32 protein-coding genes and 1 pseudogene are annotated in these 24,556 nt (G+C 66.1%); all 33 read left to right on the top strand.

The features are described from left to right. Positions 1-858: pseudogene (locus tag AB0C27_RS53610) on the top strand (DNA-directed RNA polymerase subunit beta); the annotation flags it as partial. Between the two features lie 17 nt (positions 859-875). Next, the gene (locus AB0C27_RS53605; protein WP_357862558.1) at positions 876-4,751 is read left to right on the top strand and encodes a DNA-directed RNA polymerase subunit beta'; all 3,876 of its coding nucleotides are present in this window, start codon (positions 876-878) and stop codon (positions 4,749-4,751) included. A gap of 743 nt (positions 4,752-5,494) precedes the next feature. After that, positions 5,495-5,869, top strand: a complete 375-nt coding sequence (gene rpsL / locus AB0C27_RS53600; RefSeq protein WP_049572713.1) for a 30S ribosomal protein S12 — start codon at positions 5,495-5,497, stop codon at positions 5,867-5,869. Positions 5,870-5,871: 2 nt separating this feature from the next. Continuing rightward, positions 5,872-6,342, top strand: coding sequence for a 30S ribosomal protein S7 (rpsG, locus tag AB0C27_RS53595; protein WP_020542314.1), 471 nt, complete (start codon positions 5,872-5,874; stop codon positions 6,340-6,342). Positions 6,343-6,375: 33 nt separating this feature from the next. Further along, a complete protein-coding gene (gene fusA, locus AB0C27_RS53590) occupies positions 6,376-8,475 on the top strand; it encodes an elongation factor G (protein ID WP_357862556.1) in 2,100 nt (699 codons plus the stop codon). 151 nt (positions 8,476-8,626) lie between these two features. After that, the gene (tuf, locus tag AB0C27_RS53585) at positions 8,627-9,820 is read left to right on the top strand and encodes an elongation factor Tu (RefSeq protein WP_357862554.1); all 1,194 of its coding nucleotides are present in this window, start codon (positions 8,627-8,629) and stop codon (positions 9,818-9,820) included. Between the two features lie 265 nt (positions 9,821-10,085). Beyond that, positions 10,086-10,394 (top strand): 30S ribosomal protein S10, encoded by a 309-nt coding sequence (gene rpsJ, locus AB0C27_RS53580; protein WP_012887830.1) that lies wholly within the window; start codon positions 10,086-10,088, stop codon positions 10,392-10,394. A gap of 14 nt (positions 10,395-10,408) precedes the next feature. Further along, positions 10,409-11,062 carry a 50S ribosomal protein L3 gene (rplC, locus tag AB0C27_RS53575; protein WP_106253411.1) on the top strand — a complete coding sequence of 218 codons (654 nt, stop codon included), beginning with the start codon at positions 10,409-10,411 and terminating at the stop codon, positions 11,060-11,062. Further along, entirely contained in the window at positions 11,059-11,706 is a 648-nt protein-coding gene (gene rplD, locus AB0C27_RS53570) for a 50S ribosomal protein L4 (RefSeq protein WP_357862552.1), read from the top strand. The genes rplC and rplD overlap by 4 nt, the downstream gene beginning before the upstream one ends. Then, positions 11,706-12,008, top strand: a complete 303-nt coding sequence (gene rplW, locus AB0C27_RS53565) for a 50S ribosomal protein L23 (protein ID WP_106253408.1) — start codon at positions 11,706-11,708, stop codon at positions 12,006-12,008. Before rplD ends, rplW begins: the two co-directional genes overlap by 1 nt. 109 nt (positions 12,009-12,117) lie before the next feature. After that, positions 12,118-12,954, top strand: coding sequence for a 50S ribosomal protein L2 (rplB, locus tag AB0C27_RS53560; protein ID WP_106253407.1), 837 nt, complete (start codon positions 12,118-12,120; stop codon positions 12,952-12,954). Positions 12,955-12,965: 11 nt separating this feature from the next. Then, the gene (gene rpsS, locus AB0C27_RS53555) at positions 12,966-13,244 is read left to right on the top strand and encodes a 30S ribosomal protein S19 (protein ID WP_346113058.1); all 279 of its coding nucleotides are present in this window, start codon (positions 12,966-12,968) and stop codon (positions 13,242-13,244) included. Between the two features lie 31 nt (positions 13,245-13,275). Beyond that, complete coding sequence (gene rplV / locus AB0C27_RS53550) at positions 13,276-13,629, top strand: 50S ribosomal protein L22 (RefSeq protein WP_103960883.1); 354 nt, start codon at positions 13,276-13,278, stop codon at positions 13,627-13,629. Beyond that, positions 13,629-14,477 carry a 30S ribosomal protein S3 gene (gene rpsC, locus AB0C27_RS53545; protein WP_357862549.1) on the top strand — a complete coding sequence of 283 codons (849 nt, stop codon included), beginning with the start codon at positions 13,629-13,631 and terminating at the stop codon, positions 14,475-14,477. The genes rplV and rpsC overlap by 1 nt, the downstream gene beginning before the upstream one ends. Positions 14,478-14,479: 2 nt before the next feature. Then, positions 14,480-14,899: a 50S ribosomal protein L16 gene (gene rplP, locus AB0C27_RS53540; protein WP_106253402.1), complete on the top strand. Its 420-nt coding sequence runs from the start codon at positions 14,480-14,482 to the stop codon at positions 14,897-14,899. Then, positions 14,899-15,135 carry a 50S ribosomal protein L29 gene (rpmC, locus tag AB0C27_RS53535; protein ID WP_106253417.1) on the top strand — a complete coding sequence of 79 codons (237 nt, stop codon included), beginning with the start codon at positions 14,899-14,901 and terminating at the stop codon, positions 15,133-15,135. The genes rplP and rpmC overlap by 1 nt, the downstream gene beginning before the upstream one ends. Continuing rightward, positions 15,128-15,439, top strand: coding sequence for a 30S ribosomal protein S17 (gene rpsQ / locus AB0C27_RS53530; RefSeq protein WP_346113060.1), 312 nt, complete (start codon positions 15,128-15,130; stop codon positions 15,437-15,439). The genes rpmC and rpsQ overlap by 8 nt, the downstream gene beginning before the upstream one ends. A gap of 193 nt (positions 15,440-15,632) precedes the next feature. Then, entirely contained in the window at positions 15,633-16,004 is a 372-nt protein-coding gene (rplN, locus tag AB0C27_RS53525) for a 50S ribosomal protein L14 (protein ID WP_090769698.1), read from the top strand. A gap of 8 nt (positions 16,005-16,012) precedes the next feature. Then, entirely contained in the window at positions 16,013-16,309 is a 297-nt protein-coding gene (gene rplX, locus AB0C27_RS53520) for a 50S ribosomal protein L24 (RefSeq protein WP_245956724.1), read from the top strand. After that, on the top strand, positions 16,309-16,884 hold the full coding sequence (gene rplE, locus AB0C27_RS53515) for a 50S ribosomal protein L5 (RefSeq protein ID WP_106253395.1): 576 nt from the start codon (positions 16,309-16,311) through the stop codon (positions 16,882-16,884). The genes rplX and rplE overlap by 1 nt, the downstream gene beginning before the upstream one ends. Before the next feature lie 4 nt (positions 16,885-16,888). Further along, positions 16,889-17,074: a type Z 30S ribosomal protein S14 gene (locus tag AB0C27_RS53510; protein ID WP_020542298.1), complete on the top strand. Its 186-nt coding sequence runs from the start codon at positions 16,889-16,891 to the stop codon at positions 17,072-17,074. 147 nt (positions 17,075-17,221) lie between these two features. Further along, positions 17,222-17,620, top strand: coding sequence for a 30S ribosomal protein S8 (gene rpsH, locus AB0C27_RS53505; RefSeq protein ID WP_106253393.1), 399 nt, complete (start codon positions 17,222-17,224; stop codon positions 17,618-17,620). A gap of 16 nt (positions 17,621-17,636) precedes the next feature. Then, on the top strand, positions 17,637-18,179 hold the full coding sequence (rplF, locus tag AB0C27_RS53500) for a 50S ribosomal protein L6 (RefSeq protein WP_357862546.1): 543 nt from the start codon (positions 17,637-17,639) through the stop codon (positions 18,177-18,179). Positions 18,180-18,181: 2 nt separating this feature from the next. Then, entirely contained in the window at positions 18,182-18,565 is a 384-nt protein-coding gene (gene rplR / locus AB0C27_RS53495; protein WP_357862544.1) for a 50S ribosomal protein L18, read from the top strand. Between the two features lie 49 nt (positions 18,566-18,614). Beyond that, positions 18,615-19,244, top strand: coding sequence for a 30S ribosomal protein S5 (gene rpsE / locus AB0C27_RS53490; protein WP_106253389.1), 630 nt, complete (start codon positions 18,615-18,617; stop codon positions 19,242-19,244). Between the two features lie 2 nt (positions 19,245-19,246). After that, positions 19,247-19,429: a 50S ribosomal protein L30 gene (gene rpmD / locus AB0C27_RS53485; RefSeq protein WP_080043226.1), complete on the top strand. Its 183-nt coding sequence runs from the start codon at positions 19,247-19,249 to the stop codon at positions 19,427-19,429. 1 nt (position 19,430) lies between these two features. Next, a complete protein-coding gene (rplO, locus tag AB0C27_RS53480) occupies positions 19,431-19,898 on the top strand; it encodes a 50S ribosomal protein L15 (RefSeq protein WP_106253388.1) in 468 nt (155 codons plus the stop codon). Positions 19,899-20,068: 170 nt separating this feature from the next. Next, complete coding sequence (gene secY, locus AB0C27_RS53475; protein ID WP_357862542.1) at positions 20,069-21,373, top strand: preprotein translocase subunit SecY; 1,305 nt, start codon at positions 20,069-20,071, stop codon at positions 21,371-21,373. Then, positions 21,373-22,023: an adenylate kinase gene (locus AB0C27_RS53470; RefSeq protein WP_106236107.1), complete on the top strand. Its 651-nt coding sequence runs from the start codon at positions 21,373-21,375 to the stop codon at positions 22,021-22,023. Before secY ends, AB0C27_RS53470 begins: the two co-directional genes overlap by 1 nt. A gap of 113 nt (positions 22,024-22,136) precedes the next feature. Next, entirely contained in the window at positions 22,137-22,946 is an 810-nt protein-coding gene (map, locus tag AB0C27_RS53465; RefSeq protein WP_357862540.1) for a type I methionyl aminopeptidase, read from the top strand. 15 nt (positions 22,947-22,961) lie between these two features. Beyond that, complete coding sequence (locus AB0C27_RS53460) at positions 22,962-23,399, top strand: DUF1707 domain-containing protein (protein ID WP_357862538.1); 438 nt, start codon at positions 22,962-22,964, stop codon at positions 23,397-23,399. A 199-nt stretch (positions 23,400-23,598) separates the two neighbouring features. Beyond that, complete coding sequence (locus tag AB0C27_RS53455) at positions 23,599-24,027, top strand: hypothetical protein (RefSeq protein ID WP_357862536.1); 429 nt, start codon at positions 23,599-23,601, stop codon at positions 24,025-24,027. A 298-nt stretch (positions 24,028-24,325) separates the two neighbouring features. Continuing rightward, the gene (gene infA / locus AB0C27_RS53450) at positions 24,326-24,547 is read left to right on the top strand and encodes a translation initiation factor IF-1 (RefSeq protein ID WP_012887858.1); all 222 of its coding nucleotides are present in this window, start codon (positions 24,326-24,328) and stop codon (positions 24,545-24,547) included. Positions 24,548-24,556 lie beyond the last annotated feature (9 nt).

Below are 24,556 nucleotides of genomic sequence, written 5' to 3'. Positions count from 1 at the left end.
AACAAGGGCGTCATCTCCAAGATCCTGCCGGTCGAGGACATGCCGTTCCTGGAGGACGGCACCCCGGTCGACATCATCCTCAACCCGCTGGGCGTACCCGGCCGGATGAACGTCGGCCAGGTGCTGGAGACCCACCTCGGGTGGATCGCCGCCAGGGGCTGGGACATCTCCGGCGTCCAGGAGGCCTGGGCCGAGCGGCTGCGCGACAAGGGCTTCGACAAGGTGGCCCCGCGTACCAACATGGCCACGCCGGTCTTCGACGGCGCCCACGAGGAAGAGATCGTCGGCCTGCTCGACAGCACCATCCCCAACCGTGACGGTGACCGGATGGTGCAGCAGAGCGGTAAGGCGCAGTTGTTCGACGGCCGCTCCGGCGAGCCGTTCCCCTACCCGATCGCGGTCGGCTACATCTACATCCTCAAGCTGCTCCACCTGGTCGATGACAAGATCCACGCGCGTTCGACCGGCCCGTACTCCATGATCACCCAGCAGCCGCTCGGCGGTAAGGCCCAGTTCGGTGGCCAGCGCTTCGGTGAGATGGAGGTGTGGGCGCTGGAGGCGTACGGCGCCGCCTACGCCCTGCAGGAGCTGCTGACCATCAAGTCCGACGACGTTCTCGGCCGGGTGAAGGTCTACGAGGCCATCGTCAAGGGCGAGAACATCCCCGAGCCCGGCATCCCCGAGTCCTTCAAGGTGCTCATCAAGGAGATGCAGTCGCTGTGCCTGAACGTCGAGGTGCTCTCCAGCGACGGCATGTCCATCGAGATGCGCGACACCGACGAGGACGTCTTCCGCGCGGCGGAAGAGCTCGGTATCGATCTGTCCCGGCGTGAGCCGAGCAGCGTGGAAGAAGTCTGAGGGGGAGATCGCACAAAATGCTAGACGTCAACTTCTTCGACGAGCTCAGGATCGGTCTTGCGACCGCCGACGACATCCGTCAGTGGTCGCACGGCGAGGTCAAGAAGCCCGAGACCATCAACTACCGAACCCTCAAGCCGGAAAAGGACGGGCTCTTCTGCGAGAAGATCTTCGGCCCGACCCGCGACTGGGAGTGCTACTGCGGTAAGTACAAGCGAGTCCGGTTCAAGGGCATCATCTGCGAGCGCTGCGGCGTCGAGGTCACTCGCGCCAAGGTGCGTCGTGAGCGGATGGGCCACATCGAGCTGGCCGCCCCGGTCACGCACATCTGGTACTTCAAGGGCGTCCCTTCGCGCCTCGGTTACCTGCTCGACCTGGCCCCGAAGGACCTGGAGAAGGTCATCTACTTCGCGGCCTACATGATCACGCATGTCGACACCGAGATGCGTGAGCGTGACCTGCCCTCGCTGGAGGCGAAGATCTCCGTCGAGCGGCAGCACATCGAGCAGCGCCGCGACGCCGACGTCGAGGCCAGGCAGAAGAAGCTCGAAGGCGACCTCGGCGAGCTCGAGGCCGCCGGCGCCAAGGGCGACCAGCGCCGCAAGGTCCGTGAGGGCGCCGAGCGCGAGATGCGTCAGCTGCGTGACCGCGCCCAGCGTGAGCTGGACCGGCTCGACGAGGTGTGGAGCCGCTTCAAGAACCTCAAGGTCCAAGACCTCGAGGGCGACGAGCTGCTCTACCGCGAGATGCGCGACCGCTTCGGCCGCTACTTCAAGGGCGGCATGGGCGCGCAGGCGATCCAGGACCGCCTGATCAGCTTCGACCTCGACGCCGAGGCCGAAAACCTGCGCGAGACCATCCGCAGCGGCAAGGGCCAGAAGAAGGCCCGCGCCCTCAAGCGGCTCAAGGTCGTGTCGGCGTTCCTCAACACGACCAACTCGCCGCGCGGCATGGTGCTCGACTGCATCCCGGTCATCCCGCCGGACCTGCGCCCGATGGTGCAGCTCGACGGTGGCCGGTTCGCCACCTCCGACCTCAACGACCTCTACCGCCGGGTCATCAACCGCAACAACCGGCTCAAGCGTCTGCTCGACCTCGGCGCGCCCGAGATCATCGTGAACAACGAGAAGCGGATGCTCCAGGAGGCCGTCGACGCGCTGTTCGACAACGGCCGTCGCGGTCGCCCGGTCACCGGTCCCGGCAACCGGCCGCTGAAGTCCCTCAGCGACATGCTGAAGGGCAAGCAGGGCCGTTTCCGCCAGAACCTGCTGGGCAAGCGAGTCGACTACTCCGGCCGTTCGGTCATCGTCGTCGGCCCGCAGCTCAAGCTGCACCAGTGCGGTCTGCCCAAGCAGATGGCGCTGGAGCTGTTCAAGCCGTTCGTGATGAAGAGGCTGGTCGATCTCAACCACGCCCAGAACATCAAGTCGGCCAAGCGGATGGTCGAGCGCGCCCGCCCCGTGGTGTGGGACGTGCTCGAAGAGGTCATCACCGAGCACCCCGTGCTGCTCAACCGCGCTCCGACGCTCCACCGCCTGGGCATCCAGGCGTTCGAGCCGCAGCTGGTCGAGGGCAAGGCCATCCAGATCCACCCGCTCGTCTGCACCGCGTTCAACGCGGACTTCGACGGCGACCAGATGGCCGTGCACCTGCCGCTGTCGGCTGAGGCCCAGGCCGAGGCACGCATCCTGATGCTCTCGACCAACAACATCCTCAAGCCGGCCGACGGCAAGCCCGTGACGATGCCCACCCAGGACATGGTCATCGGCCTCTACTGGCTGACCACCCAGAAGGAAGGCGCGATCGGCGAGGGCCGCGTGTTCGGCTCGATCGCCGAGGCGCAGATGGCCTTCGACCGCCGCGAGCTGGACATCCAGGCGAAGATCCAGATCCGGCTGAAGGACGTCCTGCCGCCGCGCGAGTGGGTGGCCCCCGAGGGCTGGGAGCAGGGCGACCCGCTCCGGCTGGAGACGACGTTCGGGCGGTGCCTGTTCAACCAGACGCTGCCGGAGAGCTACCCCTTCGTCGACTTCCAGGTCGGCAAGAAGCAGCTGTCCACGATCGTGAACGAGCTGGCGGAGACCTACCCCAAGATCGAGGTCGCCAACTCGCTCGACGCGCTCAAGGACGCCGGCTTCCGCTGGGCGACCCGCTCCGGTGTCACGATCTCGATCGACGACGTCGTCGCGCCGCCCAACAAGGCCGACATCATGGAGAACTACGAGCGCCGGGCCGACAAGGTCCAGCGCGAGTACGAGCGCGGCCTGATCACCGACGAGGAGCGCCGTCAGGAGCTCATCGAGATCTGGACGCACGCGACCGCCGACGTCGAGACCGACATGGTCAACGCCTTCCCGGCGACCAACCCGGTCTGGATGATGGTCAACTCCGGCGCCCGTGGTAACAAGATGCAGGTCCGGCAGATCGCCGGCATCCGCGGCCTGGTGTCCAACACCAAGGGTGAGACGATCCCGCGGCCGATCAAGGCCTCGTTCCGCGAGGGCCTGTCGGTGCTGGAGTACTTCATCTCCACCCACGGTCAGCGGAAGGGTCTGGCCGACACCGCGCTGCGTACCGCCGACTCGGGTTACCTGACCCGTCGTCTGGTGGACGTCGCGCAGGACGTCATCGTGCGGGAGATCGACTGCGGCACCGACCGCGCGGTCCCGCTGCACGTGGCCGACCGCGACGCGAGCGGCAACCTGGTCAAGGCGGAGAACGCCGAGTCCAACGTGCACGGCCGCATCCTGGCCGAGGACGTCGAGGTCGACGGCAAGATCATCGTCCCGGCGGGTGTCGACATCAACGACAACCACGTGACGAAGCTGGTCGAGGCCGGCGTCGAGACCGTCCGCACCCGCAGCGCGCTCGTCTGCGAGGCCAAGATCGGTGTCTGCGCGACCTGCTACGGCCGCTCGCTGGCCACCGGCAAGCTCGTGGACGTCGGCGAGGCGGTCGGCATCATCGCCGCCCAGTCGATCGGCGAGCCCGGCACGCAGCTGACCATGCGTACGTTCCACACCGGTGGTGTGGCCGGCGCCGACATCACCCACGGTCTGCCCCGTGTCACGGAGCTCTTCGAGGCGCGCATCCCCAAGGGTGTCGCCCCGATCTCCGAGGCCGAGGGCCGCGTGCGGATCGATGAGACCGACAAGACCAGGAAGATCGTGATCACCCCCGACGACGGTTCGGAGGAGATCGCCTACCCGGTCTCGATGCGCTCGCGCCTGCTCGTGCAGGAAGGCCAGCGCGTCACCGTTGGCCAGCAGCTGGTCGCCGGTGCGGTCAACCCCAACGAGGTGCTGCGCATCCTCGGCCCGCGGGCCGTGCAGCTACACCTGGTGGCGGAGGTCCAGCAGGTCTACCGCTCGCAGGGTGTGTCGATCCACGACAAGCACATCGAGATCATCGTGCGGCAGATGCTCAAGCGCGTGAACGTGCTGGAGTCCGGTGACACCGACCTGCTGCCCGGCGAGCTCGTGGAGCGTCCGCGCTTCGAGCAGATGAACCGCGAGACCGTGGCCGAGAGCGGGTCGCCCGCCGCCGGCCGTCCGGTGCTCATGGGCATCACGAAGGCGTCGCTGGCCACCGAGTCGTGGCTGTCGGCGGCCTCCTTCCAGGAGACGACCAGGGTCCTGACGGACGCGGCGATCCACGCCAAGTCCGACTCGCTCCTGGGCCTGAAGGAGAACGTCATCATCGGTAAGCTCATCCCGGCCGGCACGGGCATGCCCCAGTACCGCAACATCCGGGTCGAGCCGACCGAGGAGGCCAAGGCCGCCATGTACACCGTGGGCGGCTACGACGGCTCCGCGGCCGACTACACCTTCGGCACCGGCAGCGGCGAGGCCGTTCCCCTGGAGGAGTACGACTTCGGCCAGTACAACCGGTGATTCTCTGATTGCCAGTGGTCTGTGCGCCCGGCCCCCTCTTTTGAGGGGCCGGGCGCTCGGCTTTTCAGGGCCTTCTTTCTGTTACGGCGGCGCCAGCTTGCCCCACACGCCGTGCGTGGCTGAGGACCCTCCAGGGAGACGCTGTCTGAACCCGTCAGTGGCGAGCCGCCGCTACGCCGCCTCCTGGGCCCCCTCCGTGGCGACCCCGGCCCCCGGGGCAGTGGCGACCCCGGCTCCCGAACAGAGGCAGGGAAGTGTCACCGAGGTGGGAGCGCGGGTGTGTTGTGTGGCACAGTCGCGTGGCCGTGATGGGTGGCTGAAGGGGATTTGGTGGGACAAGGGGAGGTAACGGGCGGGTGGCGGTTCGTGGAGTTGGGGGCGGAACACCCCAGGGGGCTATATCATGAGTTCCGGAGCTGTAGATGGGCTGGATGAAATAGGCCTCAGCGATCCGGAGTGGCGGAGCTTGTCCGCTTTGCCGCGCCGTTTTGACGTGTCGCCAAGGCCTGGGTAGTCTTGAGCATCGTGCCCGTCTTCTAACGGGCTCTCGGCCGTGCGCCCAATTGCGGGCGCAGGACGGCTTCCTGGCTCGTAATCCTCGCGGATGTGTCTGTGCGAATAGCGCGACACGCCCGAGCGCGGGGGCGCCGAGACAAGAGAAACCAGCAGGTCATGACACCGGCAGAACCTGCGAAATGCAAGACCATGACGTAACACCGGCCAAGGCACGAAACGGAGTGGCAGTGCCCACTATTCAGCAGTTGGTCCGCAAGGGCCGGCAGGACAAGGTCTCCAAGACCAAGACTCCTGCCCTCAAGGGGAGCCCGCAGCGGCGCGGCGTGTGCCAGCGCGTGTACACCACGACCCCGAAGAAGCCCAACTCGGCACTGCGCAAGGTGGCCCGCGTTCGGCTCACGAACGGCATCGAGGTCACGGCCTACATCCCGGGTGTGGGTCACAACCTGCAGGAGCACTCCATCGTGCTCGTGCGTGGCGGTCGTGTGAAGGACCTGCCTGGTGTTCGCTACAAGATCATCCGCGGCTCGCTGGACACCCAGGGTGTCCGCAACCGCAAGCAGGCCCGCAGCCGCTACGGCGCGAAGAGGGAGAAGAGCTAACAATGCCTCGTAAGGGTTCTCCTGGCCGTCGTCAGCTCATGGCTGACCCGGTTTACAGCTCGCCGCTGGTGACCGCCCTGATCAACAAGGTGCTCCTGGACGGCAAGCGCTCCATCGCGCAGTCGATCGTCTACGGCGCCCTCGAAGGCTGCAGGGAGAAGACGGGCAACGACCCGGTCGTCACCCTGAAGCGCGCGCTTGACAACGTCAAGCCGACGCTCGAGGTCCGCAGCCGTCGCGTCGGTGGCGCGACCTACCAGGTGCCGGTCGAGGTGCGCGCCGCGCGCAGCACCACCCTGGCCCTGCGCTGGCTGGTGCAGTACTCCCGCGCCCGCCGCGAGAAGACCATGACCGAGCGCCTCATGAACGAGCTCCTCGACGCCAGCAACGGCCTCGGGGCGAGCGTCAAGAAGCGCGAGGACACCCACAAGATGGCCGAGTCCAACAAGGCCTTCGCTCACTACCGCTGGTAGTGGGTTCGACGAGACGACGAGGACGCGAGAGAAGTGGCCACGCAGACCGCTCTTGACCTGGCCAAGGTCCGAAACATCGGGATCATGGCCCACATCGACGCGGGCAAGACAACCACGACCGAGCGCATCCTGTTCTACACCGGCATCAACTACAAGATCGGTGAAGTCCACGAGGGCGCTGCCACGATGGACTGGATGGAGCAGGAGCAGGAGCGCGGCATCACGATCACGTCTGCCGCGACCACCTGTGAGTGGATCGGTCACACGATCAACATCATCGACACTCCGGGCCACGTCGACTTCACCATCGAGGTGGAGCGCTCGCTGCGCGTCCTCGACGGTGCCGTCGCCGTGTTCGACGGCGTGGCCGGTGTCGAGCCGCAGTCGGAGACGGTGTGGCGTCAGGCCGACCGCTACGAAGTCCCCCGGATCTGCTTCGTCAACAAGATGGACCGGGTCGGGGCGGAGTTCCACCGCTGCGTCGACATGATGATCAACCGTCTGGGCGCCACGCCGGCTGTCATTCAGCTGCCGTGGGGCGTCGAGGCCGACTTCAAGGGCGTCATCGACCTCATCCAGATGAAGGGTCTCATCTGGAGCGCCGAGGCGGCGAAGGGCGAGATGTACGACATCGTCGACATCCCGGCCGACCACGCCGAGGCCGCCCGTGAGTGGCGTGACCGCCTCATCGAGACGGTCGCCGAGAACGACGACGAGCTGATGGAGCTCTACCTGGAGGGCACCCAGCCCACCGAGGAGCAGCTGGTCGCGGCCATCCGCCGCGCGACGCTGGCCAGCGCCATCAACCCGGTCCTGTGTGGCACCGCGTTCAAGAACAAGGGCGTGCAGCCCCTGCTCGACGCGATCGTCGCCTACCTCCCGGCCCCGACCGACATCCCGGCCTTCAAGGGCCACGCGGTCGGCAACGAGGAGAAGGTCATCGAGCGGCACGCCGACCCGACCGAGCCGTTCTCCGCGCTGGCCTTCAAGATCGCCAGCGACCCGCACCTGGGCAAGCTCACCTACATCCGCATCTACTCGGGCACGCTCGAGACCGGTTCACAGGTCACCAACTCTGTGAAGGGTAAGAAAGAGCGGATCGGCAAGATCTACCAGATGCACGCCAACAAGCGCGAAGAGCGCCCGACGGCGATCGCCGGCCAGATCGTCGCGGTCATGGGTCTGAAGGACACCACGACCGGCGACACCCTGTCCGACACGGCGAACCAGGTCGTGCTCGAGTCGATGACGTTCCCGGCTCCGGTCATCAACGTCGCCATCGAGCCCAAGACCAAGGGCGACCAGGAGAAGCTGTCGACCGCCATCCAGCGGCTGGCCGAGGAGGACCCGTCCTTCCAGGTCCGCCGGGACGAGGAGACCGGTCAGACGGTCATCTGGGGCATGGGCGAGCTTCACCTGGAGATCCTCGTCGACCGCATGCGTCGCGAGTTCAAGGTCGAGGCCAACGTCGGCCGCCCGCAGGTGGCCTACCGCGAGACCATCCGCCGCAAGGTGGAGAAGCTCGACTACACCCACAAGAAGCAGACCGGTGGTTCCGGTCAGTTCGCGCGGGTGATCATCAACCTCGAGCCGCTCGGCGAAGGCAACGACGGCTACGAGTTCGAGAACAAGGTCACCGGTGGCCGCGTCCCGCGGGAGTACATCCCGTCGGTCGACGCGGGCGCGCAGGAGGCCGCCGAGTTCGGCGTGCTGGCCGGTTACCCGATGGTGGGCGTGAAGGTTACGCTGACCGATGGTGCGGCCCACGACGTCGACTCGTCGGAGATGGCCTTCAAGATCGCCGGCTCGATGGCCTTCAAGGAGGCCGCGCGCAAGGCGGACGCCGTGCTCCTCGAGCCGATGATGGCCGTCGAGGTCACGACGCCCGAGGACTACATGGGTGATGTCATCGGTGACCTCAACGGTCGCCGCGGGCAGATCCAGTCGATGGATGACCGGGCCGGCGCCAAGGTCATCCAGGCGCTCGTGCCGCTGTCTGAGATGTTCGGCTACGTGGGCGACCTGCGTAGCAAGACGCAGGGGCGCGCGAGCTACAGCATGCAGTTCGACTCCTACGCGGAGGTGCCTCCGGGCATCGCCAAGGAGATCGTCGCGAAGGCCCGGGGCGAATAGTTTCCGGTCCGGTCCCGTAAGGGGCTGGGCCAGGACTGCTGTCCTGGTCCCTGGTGGGGTGGTGAGAGCCACCCCACCGCCAAGGGGTTCGGGATTTCCCGGGCCCGAGTGTGTAGACGAAAGTCAGTCAGATTCTCTAAGGAGAGAACCAGTGGGCAAGGCCAAGTTCGAGCGGAACAAGCCGCACATGAACATCGGCACCATTGGGCACATCGACCACGGCAAGACCACGCTGACCGCGGCGATCACCAAGGTGCTCCACGACCGTTACCCCGAGCTGAACGCTGCGACGCCGTTCGACAAGATCGACAAGGCGCCGGAGGAGAAGGCCCGCGGCATCACGATCTCGATCGCGCACGTCGAGTACCAGACCGAGAAGCGCCACTACGCTCACGTGGACTGCCCCGGTCACGCCGACTACGTGAAGAACATGATCACCGGTGCCGCTCAGATGGACGGCGCGATCCTCGTGGTCGCCGCCACCGACGGCCCGATGCCGCAGACGAAGGAGCACGTCCTCCTGGCCCGCCAGGTCGGCGTCCCCTACATCGTCGTGGCCCTCAACAAGTCCGACATGGTGGACGACGAGGAGATCCTGGAGCTCGTCGAGCTCGAGGTTCGTGAGCTCCTGTCCGCTCAGGAGTTCCCCGGCGACGACCTGCCTGTCATCCGCGTCTCCGCGCTCAAGGCTCTTGAGGGCGACGCGAAGTGGGCCGACAGCATCATCGAGCTGATGGACGCCGTCGACGAGAACGTCCCCGAGCCCCCGCGTGAGACGGACAAGCCGTTCCTCATGCCGGTCGAGGACGTCTTCTCGATCACCGGTCGCGGCACGGTCGTCACCGGCCGTATCGAGCGCGGCATCGTCAAGGTCAACGAGCAGGTCGACATCATCGGCATCAAGCCGGAGAAGACGACCACCACCGTCACCAGCATCGAGATGTTCAACAAGATGCTCGACGAGGGTCACGCCGGTGACAACGCCGCCCTGCTGCTCCGCGGCATCAAGCGCGACGACGTCGAGCGCGGCCAGTGCATCATCAAGCCGGGCACGACCACCCCGCACACCGAGTTCACCGGCCAGGTCTACATCCTGTCCAAGGACGAGGGCGGCCGGCACACGCCGTTCTTCAACAACTACCGCCCGCAGTTCTACTTCCGTACGACTGACGTGACCGGTGTGGTGAACCTCCCCGAGGGCACCGAGATGGTCATGCCGGGCGACAACACCGAAATGCGCGTTGAGCTGATCCAGCCCATCGCCATGGAGGAAGGCCTCAAGTTCGCGATCCGTGAGGGTGGCCGCACTGTCGGCGCCGGCCGGGTCGTGAAGATCATCAAGTAGCTGGACCGTCGGGGCGGCGGTCGGCCCCGGACTCGGAGCCGACCGCCGCACCACGTAAGGCCCCATGCAGATGGCGCCGTGATCCAGCAGTAGCTTCGGCCGCCGTATGACAGGTGACCGAAGTCACTGCCGGATCACGGAAGAAAAGGCAGATCGACTACGTCTGCCTCGTGGGGTCAGTGCGGGTTCGACCTGCAGCAACACATCAGCGGCAACAGGCCGCACGATACTTTTTCAGACGACAGCGAAGGACACCGAGGCCACTATGGCGGGACAGAAGATCCGCATCCGGCTTAAGGCCTATGACCACGAGGTCATCGACAGCTCGGCCAAGAAGATCGTCGAGACGGTGACGCGGACTGGCGCGAAGGTCGCGGGCCCGGTGCCGCTGCCGACCGAGAAGAACGTGTACTGCGTCATCCGCTCGCCGCACAAGTACAAGGACAGCCGCGAGCACTTCGAGATGCGCACGCACAAGCGGCTGATTGACATCATCGACCCGACCCCCAAGACGGTTGACTCGCTCATGCGGCTCGACCTCCCCGCGGGTGTCGACATTTCGATCAAGCTCTGAGGGAACGCACTGACATGGCTAAGACGATCAAGGGCGTCCTGGGCAAGAAGCTCGGCATGACCCAGGTCTTCGACGCGGACAACCGGATGGTGCCGGTGACCGTGGTCGAGGCCGGTCCGTGCGTGGTGACCCGCGTCCGCACCGCCGACAAGGACGGCTACTCCGCCATCCAGCTCGGCTTCGGACAGGTCGACCCCCGGAAGGTCAACAAGCCGCTCGGCGACTACCTGCGTAAGCACGACATCACCCCGCGCCGTTACTTCGCGGAGATCCGCACCGACGACGCGAGCGACTACAACCTGGGCCAGGAGCTGCTGGCCGACACCTTCGAGGCCGGCCAGTTCGTCGACGTGACGGGCAAGAGCAAGGGCAAGGGCTTCGCCGGTGTCATGAAGCGGCACGGCTTCGGTGGTCTGGGCGCGTCGCACGGTACGCAGCGCAAGCACCGCTCGCCGGGTTCCATCGGTGGCTGCGCCACCCCGGGCCGCGTATTCAAGGGTCTGCGCATGGCTGGTCGGATGGGTAACGTCCGCACCACTGTGCAGAGCCTCAAGGTTCACGCCGTGGACGCCGAGAAGGGTCTCATCCTGATCAAGGGTGCGATTCCCGGCGCCAACGGCAGCCTGGTCCTCGTCCGCTCCGCTGCCAAGAAGGGGGCTGCCAAGTGAGCACCACTATTGACGTCCTCGACGCCGGTGGCGCGAAGACCGGTACCGTCGACCTGCCCGAGGACATCTTCGGCGCCAAGGTCAACGTGCCGCTGATCCACCAGGTGGTCGTGGCCCAGCTCGCCGCTCGCCGGCAGGGCACCCACAAGGCCAAGACCCGTGGTGAGGTCTCCGGCGGCGGCAAGAAGCCGTATCGCCAGAAGGGCACCGGTCGCGCCCGTCAGGGTTCGACCCGTGCGCCGCAGTTCACCGGCGGTGGCACCGTCCACGGCCCCGTGCCGCGCGACTACTCGCAGCGTACGCCCAAGAAGATGAAGGCCGCCGCCCTGCGCGGTGCCCTCTCCGACCGGGCCGGCGGCGGTCGCGTGCACGTGGTGAGCTCGCTGGTCACGGGTGAGACGCCCAAGACCAAGGCGGCGCTCGATGCCCTGCGCAAGATCACCCAGTCCGCGCGCGTTCTCGTCGTGGTCGACTCGGACGACGAGCTGACCTGGCTGAGCCTGCGCAACGCGCCCGAGGTCCACCTGCTGGACGCCGGGCAGCTCAACACCTACGACGTGCTCGTGCACGACGACGTGGTCTTCACCCAGGAGGCGTACGACCAGGTCGTGGCGCGACTGAGTGGCGGGAAGGAAGACGCCTGATGGAGAAGATCGCCGACCCGCGCGACATCATCATCAAGCCGATCGTCTCTGAGAAGAGCTACGGCCTGATCGATGAGAACAACAAGTACACGTTCCTGGTGCGGAAGACCGCGAACAAGACTCAGGTCAAGATCGCTGTTGAGCAGATCTTCGGGGTCAAGGTCACCAGCGTGAACACCATCAACCGGCAGGGCAAGCGCAAGCGGACCCGTACCGGTTTCGGCAAGCGTCCCGACACCAAGCGCGCGATCGTGAGCCTGGGTGAGGGCGATCGGATCGACATCTTCGGTCAGATCGGCTGAGCGGCCATAGAAGTGAGTGCGGGCCACACATGGTCCGCGCGGGGCTGAGACCGTCGCATTTCGGTGCGGCGGGCTCACCCATGTAACCGACGAAGGATGAACGAAAAAGATGGGCATCCGTAAATACAAGCCGACGACTCCGGGTCGCCGCGGGTCGAGTGTCTCGGACTTCTCCGAGATCACCCGCAGCACCCCCGAGAAGTCGTTGCTTGCGCCCCTTCACAGCAAGGGCGGCCGCAACGTACACGGCCGGGTCACCGCCCGCCACCAAGGCGGCGGTCACAAGCGCGCCTACCGGATCATCGACTTCCGTAGGCATGACAAGGACGGCGTTCCGGCGAAGGTCGCTCACATCGAGTACGACCCCAACCGCACCGCCAACATCGCTCTGCTCCACTACGCCGACGGCGAGAAGCGCTACATCATCGCGCCGACGGGGCTCAAGCAGGGTGACCGCATCGAGAACGGCCCCGCGGCCGACATCAAGCCGGGCAACTGCCTGCCGCTGCGCAACATCCCGACCGGTACCTTCATCCACGCGGTGGAGCTCCGTCCGGGTGGCGGCGCCAAGCTCGGCCGCTCCGCCGGCGCCCAGATCCAGCTGCTCGCCAAGGAGGGCACCTACGCCACGCTGCGTATGCCGTCCGGCGAGATGCGCATGGTCGACGTGCGCTGCCGCGCCACGGTGGGTCAGGTCGGCAACGCCGAGCAGGCCAACATCAACTGGGGCAAGGCCGGCCGTATGCGGTGGAAGGGCAAGCGCCCGACCGTCCGCGGTGTCGCGATGAACCCCGTCGACCACCCGCACGGTGGTGGTGAGGGCAAGACCTCCGGTGGTCGTCACCCGGTGAACCCCAAGGGCAAGCCCGAGGGCCGTACCCGTCAGGCGAACAAGGCCAGCGACAGGCTGATCATCCGCCGTCGGTCCAAGAGGAAGAAGCGGTAGGAGCAGCCGAAATGCCACGTAGCCTTAAGAAGGGTCCCTTCGTGGACGAGCACCTTCAGAAGAAGGTGGAAGTCCAGAACGAGAAGGGCACCAAGACCGTCATCAAGACGTGGTCGCGGCGTTCCATGATCGTCCCCGACATGCTCGGGCACACGATCGCCGTGCACGACGGCCGCAAGCACGTCCCGGTGTTCGTCACCGAGTCGATGATCGGCCACAAGCTCGGAGAGTTCGCGCCCACGCGGACGTTCCGCAGCCACGTCAAGGACGACCGGCGCAGCCGGCGATAGACGCCTTCAGAAGCATTTAGAGGAGTAAGCGATGGAAGCCAGGGCTCAGGCGCGGTTCGTCCGTGTCACGCCCCTCAAGGCCCGCCGCGTGGTGGACCTTATTCGCGGGCTGCCCGCTTCGGAGGCGCAGGCCGTGCTGCAGTTCGCTCCCCAGTCGGCGAGCGAGCCGATCTACAAGGTGCTCAGTTCCGCCATGGCGAACGCCGAGCACAACTTCGATCTCGACCCCAGCACGCTCGTAGTGAGCCGCGCGTGGGTCGACGAGGGCCCGACGCTGAAGCGGTTCCGTCCGCGTGCCCAGGGTCGTGCCTATCGGATCAACAAGCGGACGAGCCACATCACCGTGATCGTGGAGTCCCGCGAGCCGAAGGGAAGGACCCGATAGTGGGCCAGAAGGTTAACCCGCACGGGTTCCGCCTCGGCATCACGACCGACTTCAAGAGCCGGTGGTACGCCGACAAGCTGTACAAGTCGTACGTCGCCGAGGACGTGTCGATCCGCCGCATGCTGCAGAAGGGCATGGAGCGGGCCGGCATCTCCAAGGTCGAGATCGAGCGCACGACGGACCGCGTGCAGGTGGACATCCACACCGCGCGTCCCGGCATCGTGATCGGCCGTCGTGGCGCCGAGGCGGACCGGATCCGTGGCGACCTGGAGAAGCTGACCAAGAAGCAGGTCCAGCTCAACATCCTCGAGGTCAAGAACCCGGAGATCGACGCCCAGCTCGTCGCGCAGGGCGTCGCCGAGCAGCTGTCCAGCCGCGTCTCGTTCCGCCGTGCCATGCGCAAGGCGATGCAGTCGGCCATGAAGTCCGGCGCCAAGGGCATCCGTGTCCAGTGCTCCGGTCGTCTGGGCGGCGCCGAGATGTCGCGGTCGGAGTTCTACCGCGAGGGCCGCGTGCCGCTGCACACCCTCCGCGCGGACATCGACTACGGCTTCTACGAGGCCCGCACCACCTTCGGCCGCATCGGCGTGAAGGTCTGGATCTACAAGGGCGAGGCCCCGACGAGCCGCGCCGAGCGCGAGGCGGCCGCCGCCGGTGCTCGCGCCGGCCAGCGCCGTGACCGCGACGACCGTCGTGGTGGCGGCGGCGGCGACCGTCCGCGTCGTGGTGGCGGTGACCGCCCCCGTCGTGGTGGCGGCCGCGGCGACCGCGCCCCCCGTAACGAGGCGGCCTCGCAGGCCGCCCCCGAGACCGGCCCGGCTGCGCAGCCGGGTGCTGAAGGGAGCTGACCATGCTGATCCCGCGCAGGGTCAAGCACCGCAAGCAGCACCGGCCTGACCGCAGCGGAGCCGCCAAGGGCGGCACCAGGGTCGTGTTCGGCGAGTTCGGCATCCAGGCGATTGAGCACTCCTACGTGACCAACCGCCAGATCGAGTCCGCCCGTATCGCGATGACCCGTCACATCCGCCGTGGCGGCAAGGTGTGGATCAACATCTACCCCGACCGTCCGCTCACCAAGAAGCCGGCCGAGACCCGCATGGGTTCCGGTAAGGGTTCGCCGGAGTGGTGGATCGCCAACGTCAAGCCCGGACGCGTGATGTTCGAGCTGTCCGGCGTGGCGGAGTCGGTGGCGCGTGAGGCGCTCACCCGAGCGATTCACAAGCTGCCCATGAAGTGCAAGATCGTAAAGCGTGAAGTGGGTGAGGCGTGATGGCTAAGGGCCTGACCGCCGGGGAGCTGCGGCTCGAGGACGAGGACACCCTCGTCCAGAAGCTGAAGGAGGCGAAGGAGGAGCTGTTCAACCTCCGCTTCCAGGCGGCGACCGGTCAGTTGGAGAGCCACGGGCGGCTGCGTGCCGTCCGCCGCGAGATCGCCCGTATCTACACCGTGATGCGCGAGCGCGAGCTGGGCATCGTCACGGTCGAGAAGGAGACGAGCGATGGCTGAGACCGAGACCACCGAGACCACTACTGGGACCACGCCTGAGGCCGCGGAGGACGCACGTCGTTTCCGCAAGGTCCGCGAGGGCCTCGTCGTCAGCGACAAGATGGACAAGACCGTCGTCGTCGCCGTCGAGGACCGCGTCAAGCACCGTTTGTACGGCAAGGTCATCCGCCGTACGACCAAGTACAAGGCGCACGACGAGGCCAACGCCTGTGGCGTCGGCGACCGCGTGCTGCTGATGGAGACCCGCCCCCTCTCCGCCACCAAGCGGTGGAGGGTCGTGGAGATCCTCGAGAAGGCCAAGTAAGGCCCTCTCGGACATACCGCGCCTCGTGGGGGCTCTCAGAGCCCCCATGACGGCGTCCAAGGACGCGAGGCCCTCGGGCCTCGCGTCGCCTGCGGTGCGGTGCCTCCAGAGGCGCTGTGGCCGTGGGAACAAGACAATGACGGGTTCCGCCAGGCTCAGCGATGAGAACCGGCGCGACTAACAGGAGTAAGACGTGATCCAGCAGGAGTCGCGGCTCAAGGTCGCCGACAACACGGGTGCCAAGGAGATCCTTTGCATCCGTGTTCTCGGTGGCTCTGGCCGACGCTACGCCGGTATCGGCGACATCATCGTCGCCACAGTCAAGGACGCGCTGCCCGGCAGCACGGGCGTCAAGAAGGGCGACGTCGTCAAGGCGGTCGTCGTCCGCACGGTCAAGGAGCGCCGCCGGCCTGACGGCTCCTACATCCGCTTCGACGAGAACGCCGCCGTCATCATCAAGGACAGCGGTGACCCTCGTGGCACTCGTATCTTCGGCCCGGTCGGCCGCGAGCTGCGCGACAAGAAGTTCATGCGCATCATCTCGCTCGCCCCGGAGGTGCTGTAATGCCGAAGCTGCATGTGAAGAAGGGTGACCTGGTCCAGGTCATCGCCGGCAAGGACAAGGGTGCCAAGGGTCGCGTGATCGCCACTCTCCCGCGCGAGGACCGCGTGGTGGTCGAGGGCATCAACATGATCAAGAAGCACACCAAGGAGACCCACCAGGGCCCGCGCGGCGCCAAGACCGGCGGCGTGCAGACCATGGAGGCTTCGATCCACGTCTCCAACGTGAAGAAGCTCAAGGACGACAAGCCCGCCGACAAGAAGGCCGACGAGAAGAAGGCCGACGAGGAGACGGGTGAGGACAGCTGATGACTGCCACGACCACTGAGACCGAGCGCCCGACGCCGCGACTCAAGACGAAGTACCGCGAGGAGATCGCGGCCCAGCTTCGCGAGCAGTTCGGCATCGAGAACGTCATGCAGATCCCCGCCCTGACCAAGATCAAGGTCAACATGGGCGTCGGCGAGGCGGCTCGCGACTCCAAGCTCATCGAAGGTGCCGTCCGCGACCTCACCGTGATCACCGGCCAGAAGCCGGCCGTCGTCCGGGCGCGCAAGTCCATCGCGCAGTTCAAGCTGCGCGAGGGCATGCCGATCGGCGCGCACGTCACGCTGCGCGGTGACCGCATGTGGGAGTTCCTCGACCGCCTGCTGGCGCTGGCCCTGCCCCGTATCCGGGACTTCCGCGGCCTGTCGCCCAAGCAGTTCGACGGCAACGGCAACTACACCTTCGGTCTGACCGAGCAGGTCATGTTCCACGAGGTCGACCAGGACAAGGTCGACCGTCCGCGGGGCATGGACATCACGATCGTGACCACCGCGAAGAACGACGACCAGGGCCGGGCGCTGCTGAAGCTCCTCGGCTTCCCGTTCAAGGAGGCCTGATCCAATGGCGAAGAAGTCGCTGATCGCCAAGGCGGGGCGCAAGCAGAAGTTCGAGGTCCGGGCATACACTCGTTGCTCGCGCTGCGGCCGGCCCCGCGCCGTTTACCGCAAGTTCGGCCTCTGCCGCGTGTGCTTCCGCGAGATGGCGCACCGGGGCGAACTGCCCGGCATCACCAAGTCGAGCTGGTAGATAACCTGAGGGGCGGCCCCGTGTCGCCCCCAGGTGTTCATATTCACGAAAAACAAGGACGCATCCCGCGTCCGTGACCACGCCGAAGGTCCACCGGTAGAGCGCTGCTTCACCGACTGGAAACCGCGGCGAGGAAGGCCACTGGCCATGACGATGACCGACCCGATCGCAGACATGCTCACACGTCTGCGCAACGCGAACTCGGCGTACCACGAGAGCGTGTCGATGCCGTACTCGAAGATCAAGGCGCACATCGCCGAGATCCTCCAGCAAGAGGGTTACATCCAGGCTTGGACCGTCGAAGACGCCAAGGTTGGCAAGAACCTCGTGGTGGAGCTCAAGTTCGGGCCTACCCGTGAGCGTTCGCTCGCGGGCCTGCGCCGGGTTTCCAAGCCCGGTCTGCGGGTTTATGCGAAGAAGGACAACCTGCCTCGAGTCCTGGGCGGGCTGGGCGTCGCGATCATCTCGACGTCCGCCGGTCTCATGACCGACAAGCAGGCCGGCAAGCGTGGCGTGGGCGGGGAAGTCCTCGCCTACGTCTGGTAGAGGGGAGGAACACAGCATGTCGCGAATCGGACGGCTGCCCATCCCTGTGCCCAGTGGCGTAGACATCACGATCACCGGCCAGGATGTCCAAGTCAAGGGCCCGAAGGGCACGCTGCTTCACAAGGTCGCCGAGCCCATCACGGTCGCGCGCGACGACGACGGCGCCATCGCCGTCTCCCGGCCGAACGACGAGAACAAGGTCCGTGCGCTGCACGGCCTGTCCCGGACGCTGATCGCCAACATGGTGCAGGGCGTCACTCAGGGCTACTCCAAGAGCCTTGAGATCGTCGGTGTGGGTTACCGCGTCCAGGCCAAGGGCCCGGCGCAGCTGGAGTTCTCTCTGGGCTTCAGTCACCCGGTCATCGTCGACGCCCCCGAGGGCGTCACCTTCCGCGTCGAGAAGCCGACCCTGTTCCACGTGGACGGCATCGACAAGCAGAAGGTCGGCGAGGTCGCGGCCAACATCCGCAAGTTGCGCAAGCCTGACCCGTACAAGGGCAAGGGCGTGCGTTACCAGGGCGAACAGATCCGCCGCAAGGTCGGAAAGGCTGGTAAGTAGGCATGGCTCCGAAGACTGCGTTCAGCAAGCACACGGCTGCCCGCACCGTCTCGCGGGCCCGCCGTCACCGCCGCGTCCGCAAGTTCGTCGTCGGTACGGCAGAGCGTCCGCGCCTGGTCGTCAACCGTTCGACCCGTCACATATTCGTCCAGATCGTGGACGACTCCGTCGGCCACACGCTGGTGAGCGCGTCCACCATGGACGCCTCGCTGCGCACGCTGGAGGCGGACAAGACCGAGAAGGCGAAGAAGGTCGGCGAGCTCCTCGCTCAGCGGGCCAAGGAAGCCGGGATCTCCAAGGTCGTCTTCGACCGCGGTGGCAACCGGTATGCAGGTCGGATCGCGGCGCTGGCCGACAGCGCTCGCGAGGGCGGGCTCGAGTTCTGATGCGGGCCCGAGGATCGCAAATGATGGCAACTGAGAAGAGGAACCACTGATGGCTGCAGCTCCGCGTCGCGGTGGCGGCACCGGTGGCGATCGGCGTGACCGTCGTGACGATCGCCGCGGTGGCGCCGCCGACAAGGGCGTCTCGTACATCGAGCGCGTAGTGAAGATCAACCGCGTGGCCAAGGTCGTGAAGGGTGGTCGTCGCTTCAGCTTCACCGCCCTCGTCGTCGTCGGTGACGGCAACGGCCTGGTCGGCGTCGGTTACGGCAAGGCCAAGGAAGTCCCCGCGGCGATCGCCAAGGGCGTCGAAGAGGCGAAGAAGCACTTCTTCAAGGTGCCTCGGATCCAGGGCACGATCCCGCACACGGTGCAGGGCGAGGAGGCGGCCGGCGTCGTCTTCCTGCGTCCGGCCTCGGCCGGTACCGGCGTCATCGCCGGTGGCCCGGTGCGCGCCGTCCTGGAGTGCGCGGGCATCCACGATGTGCTGTCCAAGTCGCTCGGCTCGGACAACCCGATCAACATCGTGCACGCCACCGTGGCGGCTCTGAAGGGCCTTTCCCGCCCTGAGGAGATCGCCGCCCGGCGTGGCCTGCCGATCGAGGACGTCGCTCCGGCCAGGATGCTCAAGGCTCAGCGCGAGGGCATCGCCGAGGCCGCGGCCGCCAAGGCGGTGAGCTAGTCATGGCACGCCTGAAGATCACTCAGGTTCGCTCGAAGATCGGTGGCAAGCAGAACCAGCGTGACTCGCTTCGTTCGCTTGGCCTGAAGCGAATCGGCGACGTCGTCGTCAAGGAGGACCGGCCCGAGATTCGCGGCATGGTCTCCGTGGTGACGCACCTCGTCGAGGTGGAAGAGGTCGACTGACATGACTGACAGCTCCAACAACGCTGCTCCGCTCAAGATCCACGACCTGCGTCCTGCTCCCGGCGCCAACAAGGCCAAGATCCGCAAGGGTCGTGGCGAGGCGTCGAAGGGCAAGACCGCCGGCCGTGGCACCAAGGGCAGCCACGCGCGCACGACGGTCCCCCTCGGTTTCGAGGGTGGCCAGGTGCCGCTGCAGAGGCGTCTGCCGAAGCTCAAGGGTTTCTCCAACGCCCTGTTCAAGACGACCTACCAGGTCGTCAACCTCGACAGGCTCGGCGAGCTGTTCCCCGAGGGTGGCGAGGTCACCGTCGAGGCGCTGGTCGCCAAGGGTGCTGTTCGCAAGAACCAGCTCGTGAAGGTGCTCGGCACCGGCGACATCTCGGTCGCGGTGAACGTGCAGGCTCACGCCTTCTCGTCCGCCGCGAAGGAGAAGATCGCCGCCGCCGGTGGTTCCGTTACCGAGCTGTAGTAACGCTATGACGAGGCGTGGGGGCTTTGACAATGGGCCCCCACGCCCGTAGTGCGTTAGAGTTCGCGAGACGGCAGGCTTCTGTCCGGCTCGTTCGACATGAGACTTCAGATGGCAGATCCCCGCACCATCGCTTACTCACAACGCCGTAAAGGCGCGCAGGAGGGACCGTGCTGACCGCGTTTACCCGGGCGTTCCGGACACCGGACCTGCGCAAGAAGTTGCTCTTCACCCTGGGCATCATCGCGCTTTTCCGTCTCGGCTCGGTTCTGCCGACCCCGGGAGTCCACGTCCAAAACCTCGCCGCCTGTTTCGACCAGGCCCGTAGTGGCGAAACCGGCAACATCTACGGGATGGTCCAGCTGTTCAGCGGCGGCGCGTTGCTGAAGCTGTCGGTGTTCGCGCTGGGCATCATGCCGTACATCACCGCGAGCATCATTCTGCAATTGCTCGTCGTGGTGATCCCGCGGCTGGAGGCGCTGAAGAAGGAAGGCCAGTCCGGCCAGACGAAGATCACGCAGTATACGCGTTATCTGACCATCGGTCTCGCGATTCTCCAGTCGACGGCTTTCATCGCGCTGGCCCGTACCGGGCAGCTTTTCCCGAACTGCCAGCAGGACGTCCTGCTCGACCCCGACAACATCTTCCAGATCGTGACGATGGTCGTCATCATGACCGCCGGCACGTCCGTGATCATGTGGCTCGGCGAGCTCATCACCGACCGGGGCGTCGGCAACGGCATGTCCATCCTGATCTTCACCCAGGTCGTGGCGGTCTTCCCGTCCGAGCTGGCCAACATCTTCCAGGCGAACAAGTTCACCTTCGCCGTGGTCATGATCGTCGGCATCTTCATGATCGCCGCGGTCGTCTTCGTCGAGCAGGCGCAGCGCCGCATCCCGGTGCAGTACGCCAAGCGCATGGTCGGCCGCAGGATGTACGGCGGCACCTCCACCTACATCCCGCTGAAGGTCAACCAGGCGGGCATCATCCCCGTCATCTTCGCCTCCTCGCTGCTCTACCTGCCGCAGCTCATCACCTCGCTGTTCTCGACCAGCGACAACGTGGTGATCACCTGGATCTCGCAGAACCTGGCCACGGGCGACACGCCCATCTACATGACCACGTTCTTCCTGCTGATCATCTTCTTCACCTACTTCTACGTGTCGATTACCTTCAACCCCACTGAAGTCGCCGACAACATGAAGAAGTACGGTGGGTTCATTCCGGGCATCCGCCCCGGCCGTCCGACGGCTGAATACCTGAACTTCGTGCTCACCCGTCTGACCGCGCCAGGCGCGCTCTATCTGGGTCTCATCTCCATGGTCCCGATCGTCGCGCTGGCGGTGGCCGGTGCGAGCCAGAACTTCCCGTTCGGAGGGACGAGCATTCTGATCATGGTAGGCGTCGGCCTTGACACGGTGAAGCAGATCGAGAGCCAGCTGCAGCAGCGTAACTACGAAGGTTTCCTGCGGTAGTGCGTCTCGTCTTGGTCGGGCCCCCCGGAGCGGGTAAGGGGACACAGGCCCAGTACATCGCATCGAACCTGTCCATCCCGAAAATCTCGACAGGTGACATCTTCCGTGCCAACGTCTCGGGCGGCACGGATCTCGGCAAGCTGGCCAAGACGTTCATGGACCGTGGTGACCTGGTGCCCGACGAGGTCACCATCGCCATGGTCCGTGACCGTCTGTCCGAGGACGACGCGCAGGACGGCTTCCTGCTCGACGGCTTCCCGAGGAACGTCGCGCAGGCGGAGATCCTGCGCGACATGCTCAAGGACTGGGGCCAGGCGCTCGACCTCGTGCTCGAGCTCGTCGTGGACGACGACGAGGTGGTCAGGCGGCTGGCCGGCAGGCGCACCTGCAGCCAGTGCGGCCGCATCTGGCACGTCGAGTTCGACGACAAGAAGGACGACAGGTGTGACGCGTGCGGGGGCGCGCTGTTCCAGCGTGACGACGACAAGGAGGAGACCGTCAGGCACCGCCTGGAGGTCTACCAGGAGCAGACGGCGCCGCTGGTCTCCTACTATGCCGACGAGGGCATCCTGGTGGGCGTCGACGCGACCGGTCCGGTCGAGGAGGTCACACAGCGGGCCATGGACGCGATCCGGCCGTTCATGGGCTGAGCGCTTCATCCGACTGATTCGCGGAGGTGGCACGGGTTTCCGTGCCACCTCGCGGCTATTGTGGGGGGAATTGGGCCCCCACCGTGGCCCGTTGAGACCCAGGGGGGCAAGAGATGTTCAAACGCAACAGACACGGCATCCAGATCAAGTCGCCGGAGCAGCTGGAGAAGATGCGCGCGGCGGGGCTGGTGGTCGGGCGCACGCTCGACCTGCTGCGGCGCTCGGTCGAGCCCGGGATGACGCCGCTGGACCTCGACGTGATCGCCGAGAAGGCGATCAGGGACGAGGGCGCGATCCCGTCGTTCAAGGGCTACCAGGGCTTTCCCGCCACGATCTGCGCGTCGGTCAACGACGAGGTCGTGCACGGCATCCCGACCGCCGTACGCAAGCTGCGTGAGGGCGACATCATCTCGATCGACTGCGGCGCGATTTTGGAGGGCTGGCACGGCGACTCCGCCGTCACGGTCCCGGTGGGCGAGGTGGACCCCAAGCTGACCGAGCTGATGCGGATCACGGAGGAGGCCATGTGGCGCGGCATCGCCGCGCTCAAGCCCGGCCGCCACCTGTCGGACATCGGCTACGAGATCGAGCGCTACGTCAAGTCCCAGGGCCGCTTCGGCATCCCGCCTGAATACGGCGGCCACGGCATCGGCACCGAGATGCACATGGACCCGTGGATCGCCAACCACGGCAAGCCGGGCCGGGGCCCGGCGCTCGAAGAGGGCATGTGCCTGGCCATCGAGCCCATGGTCAACCTGGGCACCGAGCGCACCCGCGTCCTGGCCGACGACTGGACCGTGGTGACGGTCGACGGGAAGTCCTCCGCACACTTCGAACACAGCGTCGCGGTGACACATAATGGACCTTGGGTGCTTACCGCACTAGATGGGGGCGAAGAGCGCCTCGCTCAACTGCAGAACTAGCCCGGGAGTGGTGGGATGGCGAACAGTCCCGAGATGCGTGCCTCCGACGCCGACCGTGACCGGGTCGCCGCCATCCTCCGCGAGCACACCGCGCAGGGCCGCATCACCATGGACGAGTTCAACGAGCGGCTGGAGTCGCTCTACAAGAGCAAGACCTACGGTGAGCTGGCCAAGCTGACGTCGGACCTGCCGGACGTCGACATGCGCCGCCTGCCGGCCAAGGCCACGCCCCCGGCGCCCGAGCGGCGCGGGATGCACCCCGGCATGAAGGCCGCCTGGAGCGCGTGGGCGGCGGTGGCCGGCATCAACTGGACGGTCTGGCTGATCGTGAGCCTGACGAGCGGCCACCCGATCTATCCGTGGCCGCTGTGGGTGATGGGGCCGTGGGGCGTGATCCTACTGATCAGCACCGTCTTCGGCGGCGCCGGCGACGGGAACAAGAAGCACGCTTAGTCCGCTCGGCGGGCTCCGGCGGCTGCGACAGCTCTGCCGGCTGCGACGACGGCTCTGATAGCTCTAGCAGCTGCGACGGCTCTGCCGGCTCCGGCGGGTTCTGTGCTGTTGTGCACTCTGTGCATTCGTGCGCAGTCCGGATCCGCCGGGATTCCTACCGTGAGGTGTGTCGAACAGCACGACTCACGGAGGACATCCCATGCGAAAGATCCTTGCGGCCGCCGCCATCGCCGGCTCCGTCACCATCGCCGGTCTCGCCGCGGCCCCCGCCGCGCAGGCCGCCACCAGCACGGCCGCCAGCACGGTCAGCAGCACCGCCACCGCCATCGCCGGCTCGCAGGGCAGCTGGGGCAAGTACTACTCCAGCAACCACAAGGCCTACACCTACGGCAAGACCTACAAGTACGGCGGCAAGGTCTACACCCACTGGTACGGCAAGGAGTACTCGCCCAAGTACGGCTACGTCTGGTTCAAGTACTACGCCGGCGGCAAGTGGTACAAGTTCTCCCACCGGTGGAACGGCTCGTACGACGCGACCTGGTCCGGCAAGGGGATCAAGAAGATATACACCTACACCTGCTGGGGCGGGAAGTCCAAGTACTGCGGCCCCTCGCACCGCATCTACTAAATGTCCTCCTCGCATCAGAGAGGGGCAGATCGAGGCCCGCCGGGCATGACGCCGGCGGGCTTCGCGTCGTGTGTCCTGAGGATTCGCCACGTGGGGTAGACTCCTACATGGTTGTGTCAGGACACCTGGCACGCGTTTCGCGTTTTTGGCTCAGGTGTCGTACACTCCTTAGTCGGCTCACTATGACTTTCCACGCGTCGGCGGCCCTCGTCGGCCGTCGCTCTCTTCGAAGCGTGGAGGTCGCGGCTGCGTAGTGAACCGGAGCCTCAGACGACCGATCAGTGAAACGCGAGGAATTTTGGCCAAGAAAGACGGCGCCATCGAGATCGAGGGCACTGTGGTCGAATCGCTCCCGAACGCCATGTTCCGGGTGCAGCTCGACAACGGCCACAAAGTCCTGGCCCACATCAGCGGACGTATGCGGATGCACTACATCCGGATTCTTCCCGACGACCGGGTAGTCGTTGAACTGAGCCCCTACGACCTCAGTCGTGGGCGGATCGTCTACCGATACAAGTAAGACGTCTGA

Source organism: Nonomuraea sp. NPDC048882 (assembly GCF_040649755.1).
Lineage (GTDB): Bacteria > Actinomycetota > Actinomycetes > Streptosporangiales > Streptosporangiaceae > Nonomuraea > Nonomuraea maheshkhaliensis.
Note: the sequence above shows the minus strand (reverse complement) of the source record. Positions and strands in the feature narration are given on the sequence as shown.

Coding starts and splice junctions, on each gene's coding strand:
- AB0C27_RS53605 (WP_357862558.1), top strand. CDS start 876: ATGCTAGACGTCAACTTCTTCGACGAGCTCAGGATCGGTCTTGCGACC.
- rpsG (WP_020542314.1), top strand. CDS start 5,872: ATGCCTCGTAAGGGTTCTCCTGGCCGTCGTCAGCTCATGGCTGACCCG.
- rpsJ (WP_012887830.1), top strand. CDS start 10,086: ATGGCGGGACAGAAGATCCGCATCCGGCTTAAGGCCTATGACCACGAG.
- rplC (WP_106253411.1), top strand. CDS start 10,409: ATGGCTAAGACGATCAAGGGCGTCCTGGGCAAGAAGCTCGGCATGACC.
- rplW (WP_106253408.1), top strand. CDS start 11,706: ATGGAGAAGATCGCCGACCCGCGCGACATCATCATCAAGCCGATCGTC.
- rplB (WP_106253407.1), top strand. CDS start 12,118: ATGGGCATCCGTAAATACAAGCCGACGACTCCGGGTCGCCGCGGGTCG.
- rpsS (WP_346113058.1), top strand. CDS start 12,966: ATGCCACGTAGCCTTAAGAAGGGTCCCTTCGTGGACGAGCACCTTCAG.
- rplV (WP_103960883.1), top strand. CDS start 13,276: ATGGAAGCCAGGGCTCAGGCGCGGTTCGTCCGTGTCACGCCCCTCAAG.
- rplP (WP_106253402.1), top strand. CDS start 14,480: ATGCTGATCCCGCGCAGGGTCAAGCACCGCAAGCAGCACCGGCCTGAC.
- rpmC (WP_106253417.1), top strand. CDS start 14,899: ATGGCTAAGGGCCTGACCGCCGGGGAGCTGCGGCTCGAGGACGAGGAC.
- rpsQ (WP_346113060.1), top strand. CDS start 15,128: ATGGCTGAGACCGAGACCACCGAGACCACTACTGGGACCACGCCTGAG.
- rplE (WP_106253395.1), top strand. CDS start 16,309: ATGACTGCCACGACCACTGAGACCGAGCGCCCGACGCCGCGACTCAAG.
- AB0C27_RS53510 (WP_020542298.1), top strand. CDS start 16,889: ATGGCGAAGAAGTCGCTGATCGCCAAGGCGGGGCGCAAGCAGAAGTTC.
- rpsH (WP_106253393.1), top strand. CDS start 17,222: ATGACGATGACCGACCCGATCGCAGACATGCTCACACGTCTGCGCAAC.
- rplF (WP_357862546.1), top strand. CDS start 17,637: ATGTCGCGAATCGGACGGCTGCCCATCCCTGTGCCCAGTGGCGTAGAC.
- rplR (WP_357862544.1), top strand. CDS start 18,182: ATGGCTCCGAAGACTGCGTTCAGCAAGCACACGGCTGCCCGCACCGTC.
- rpsE (WP_106253389.1), top strand. CDS start 18,615: ATGGCTGCAGCTCCGCGTCGCGGTGGCGGCACCGGTGGCGATCGGCGT.
- rpmD (WP_080043226.1), top strand. CDS start 19,247: ATGGCACGCCTGAAGATCACTCAGGTTCGCTCGAAGATCGGTGGCAAG.
- rplO (WP_106253388.1), top strand. CDS start 19,431: ATGACTGACAGCTCCAACAACGCTGCTCCGCTCAAGATCCACGACCTG.
- map (WP_357862540.1), top strand. CDS start 22,137: ATGTTCAAACGCAACAGACACGGCATCCAGATCAAGTCGCCGGAGCAG.
- AB0C27_RS53460 (WP_357862538.1), top strand. CDS start 22,962: ATGGCGAACAGTCCCGAGATGCGTGCCTCCGACGCCGACCGTGACCGG.
- AB0C27_RS53455 (WP_357862536.1), top strand. CDS start 23,599: ATGCGAAAGATCCTTGCGGCCGCCGCCATCGCCGGCTCCGTCACCATC.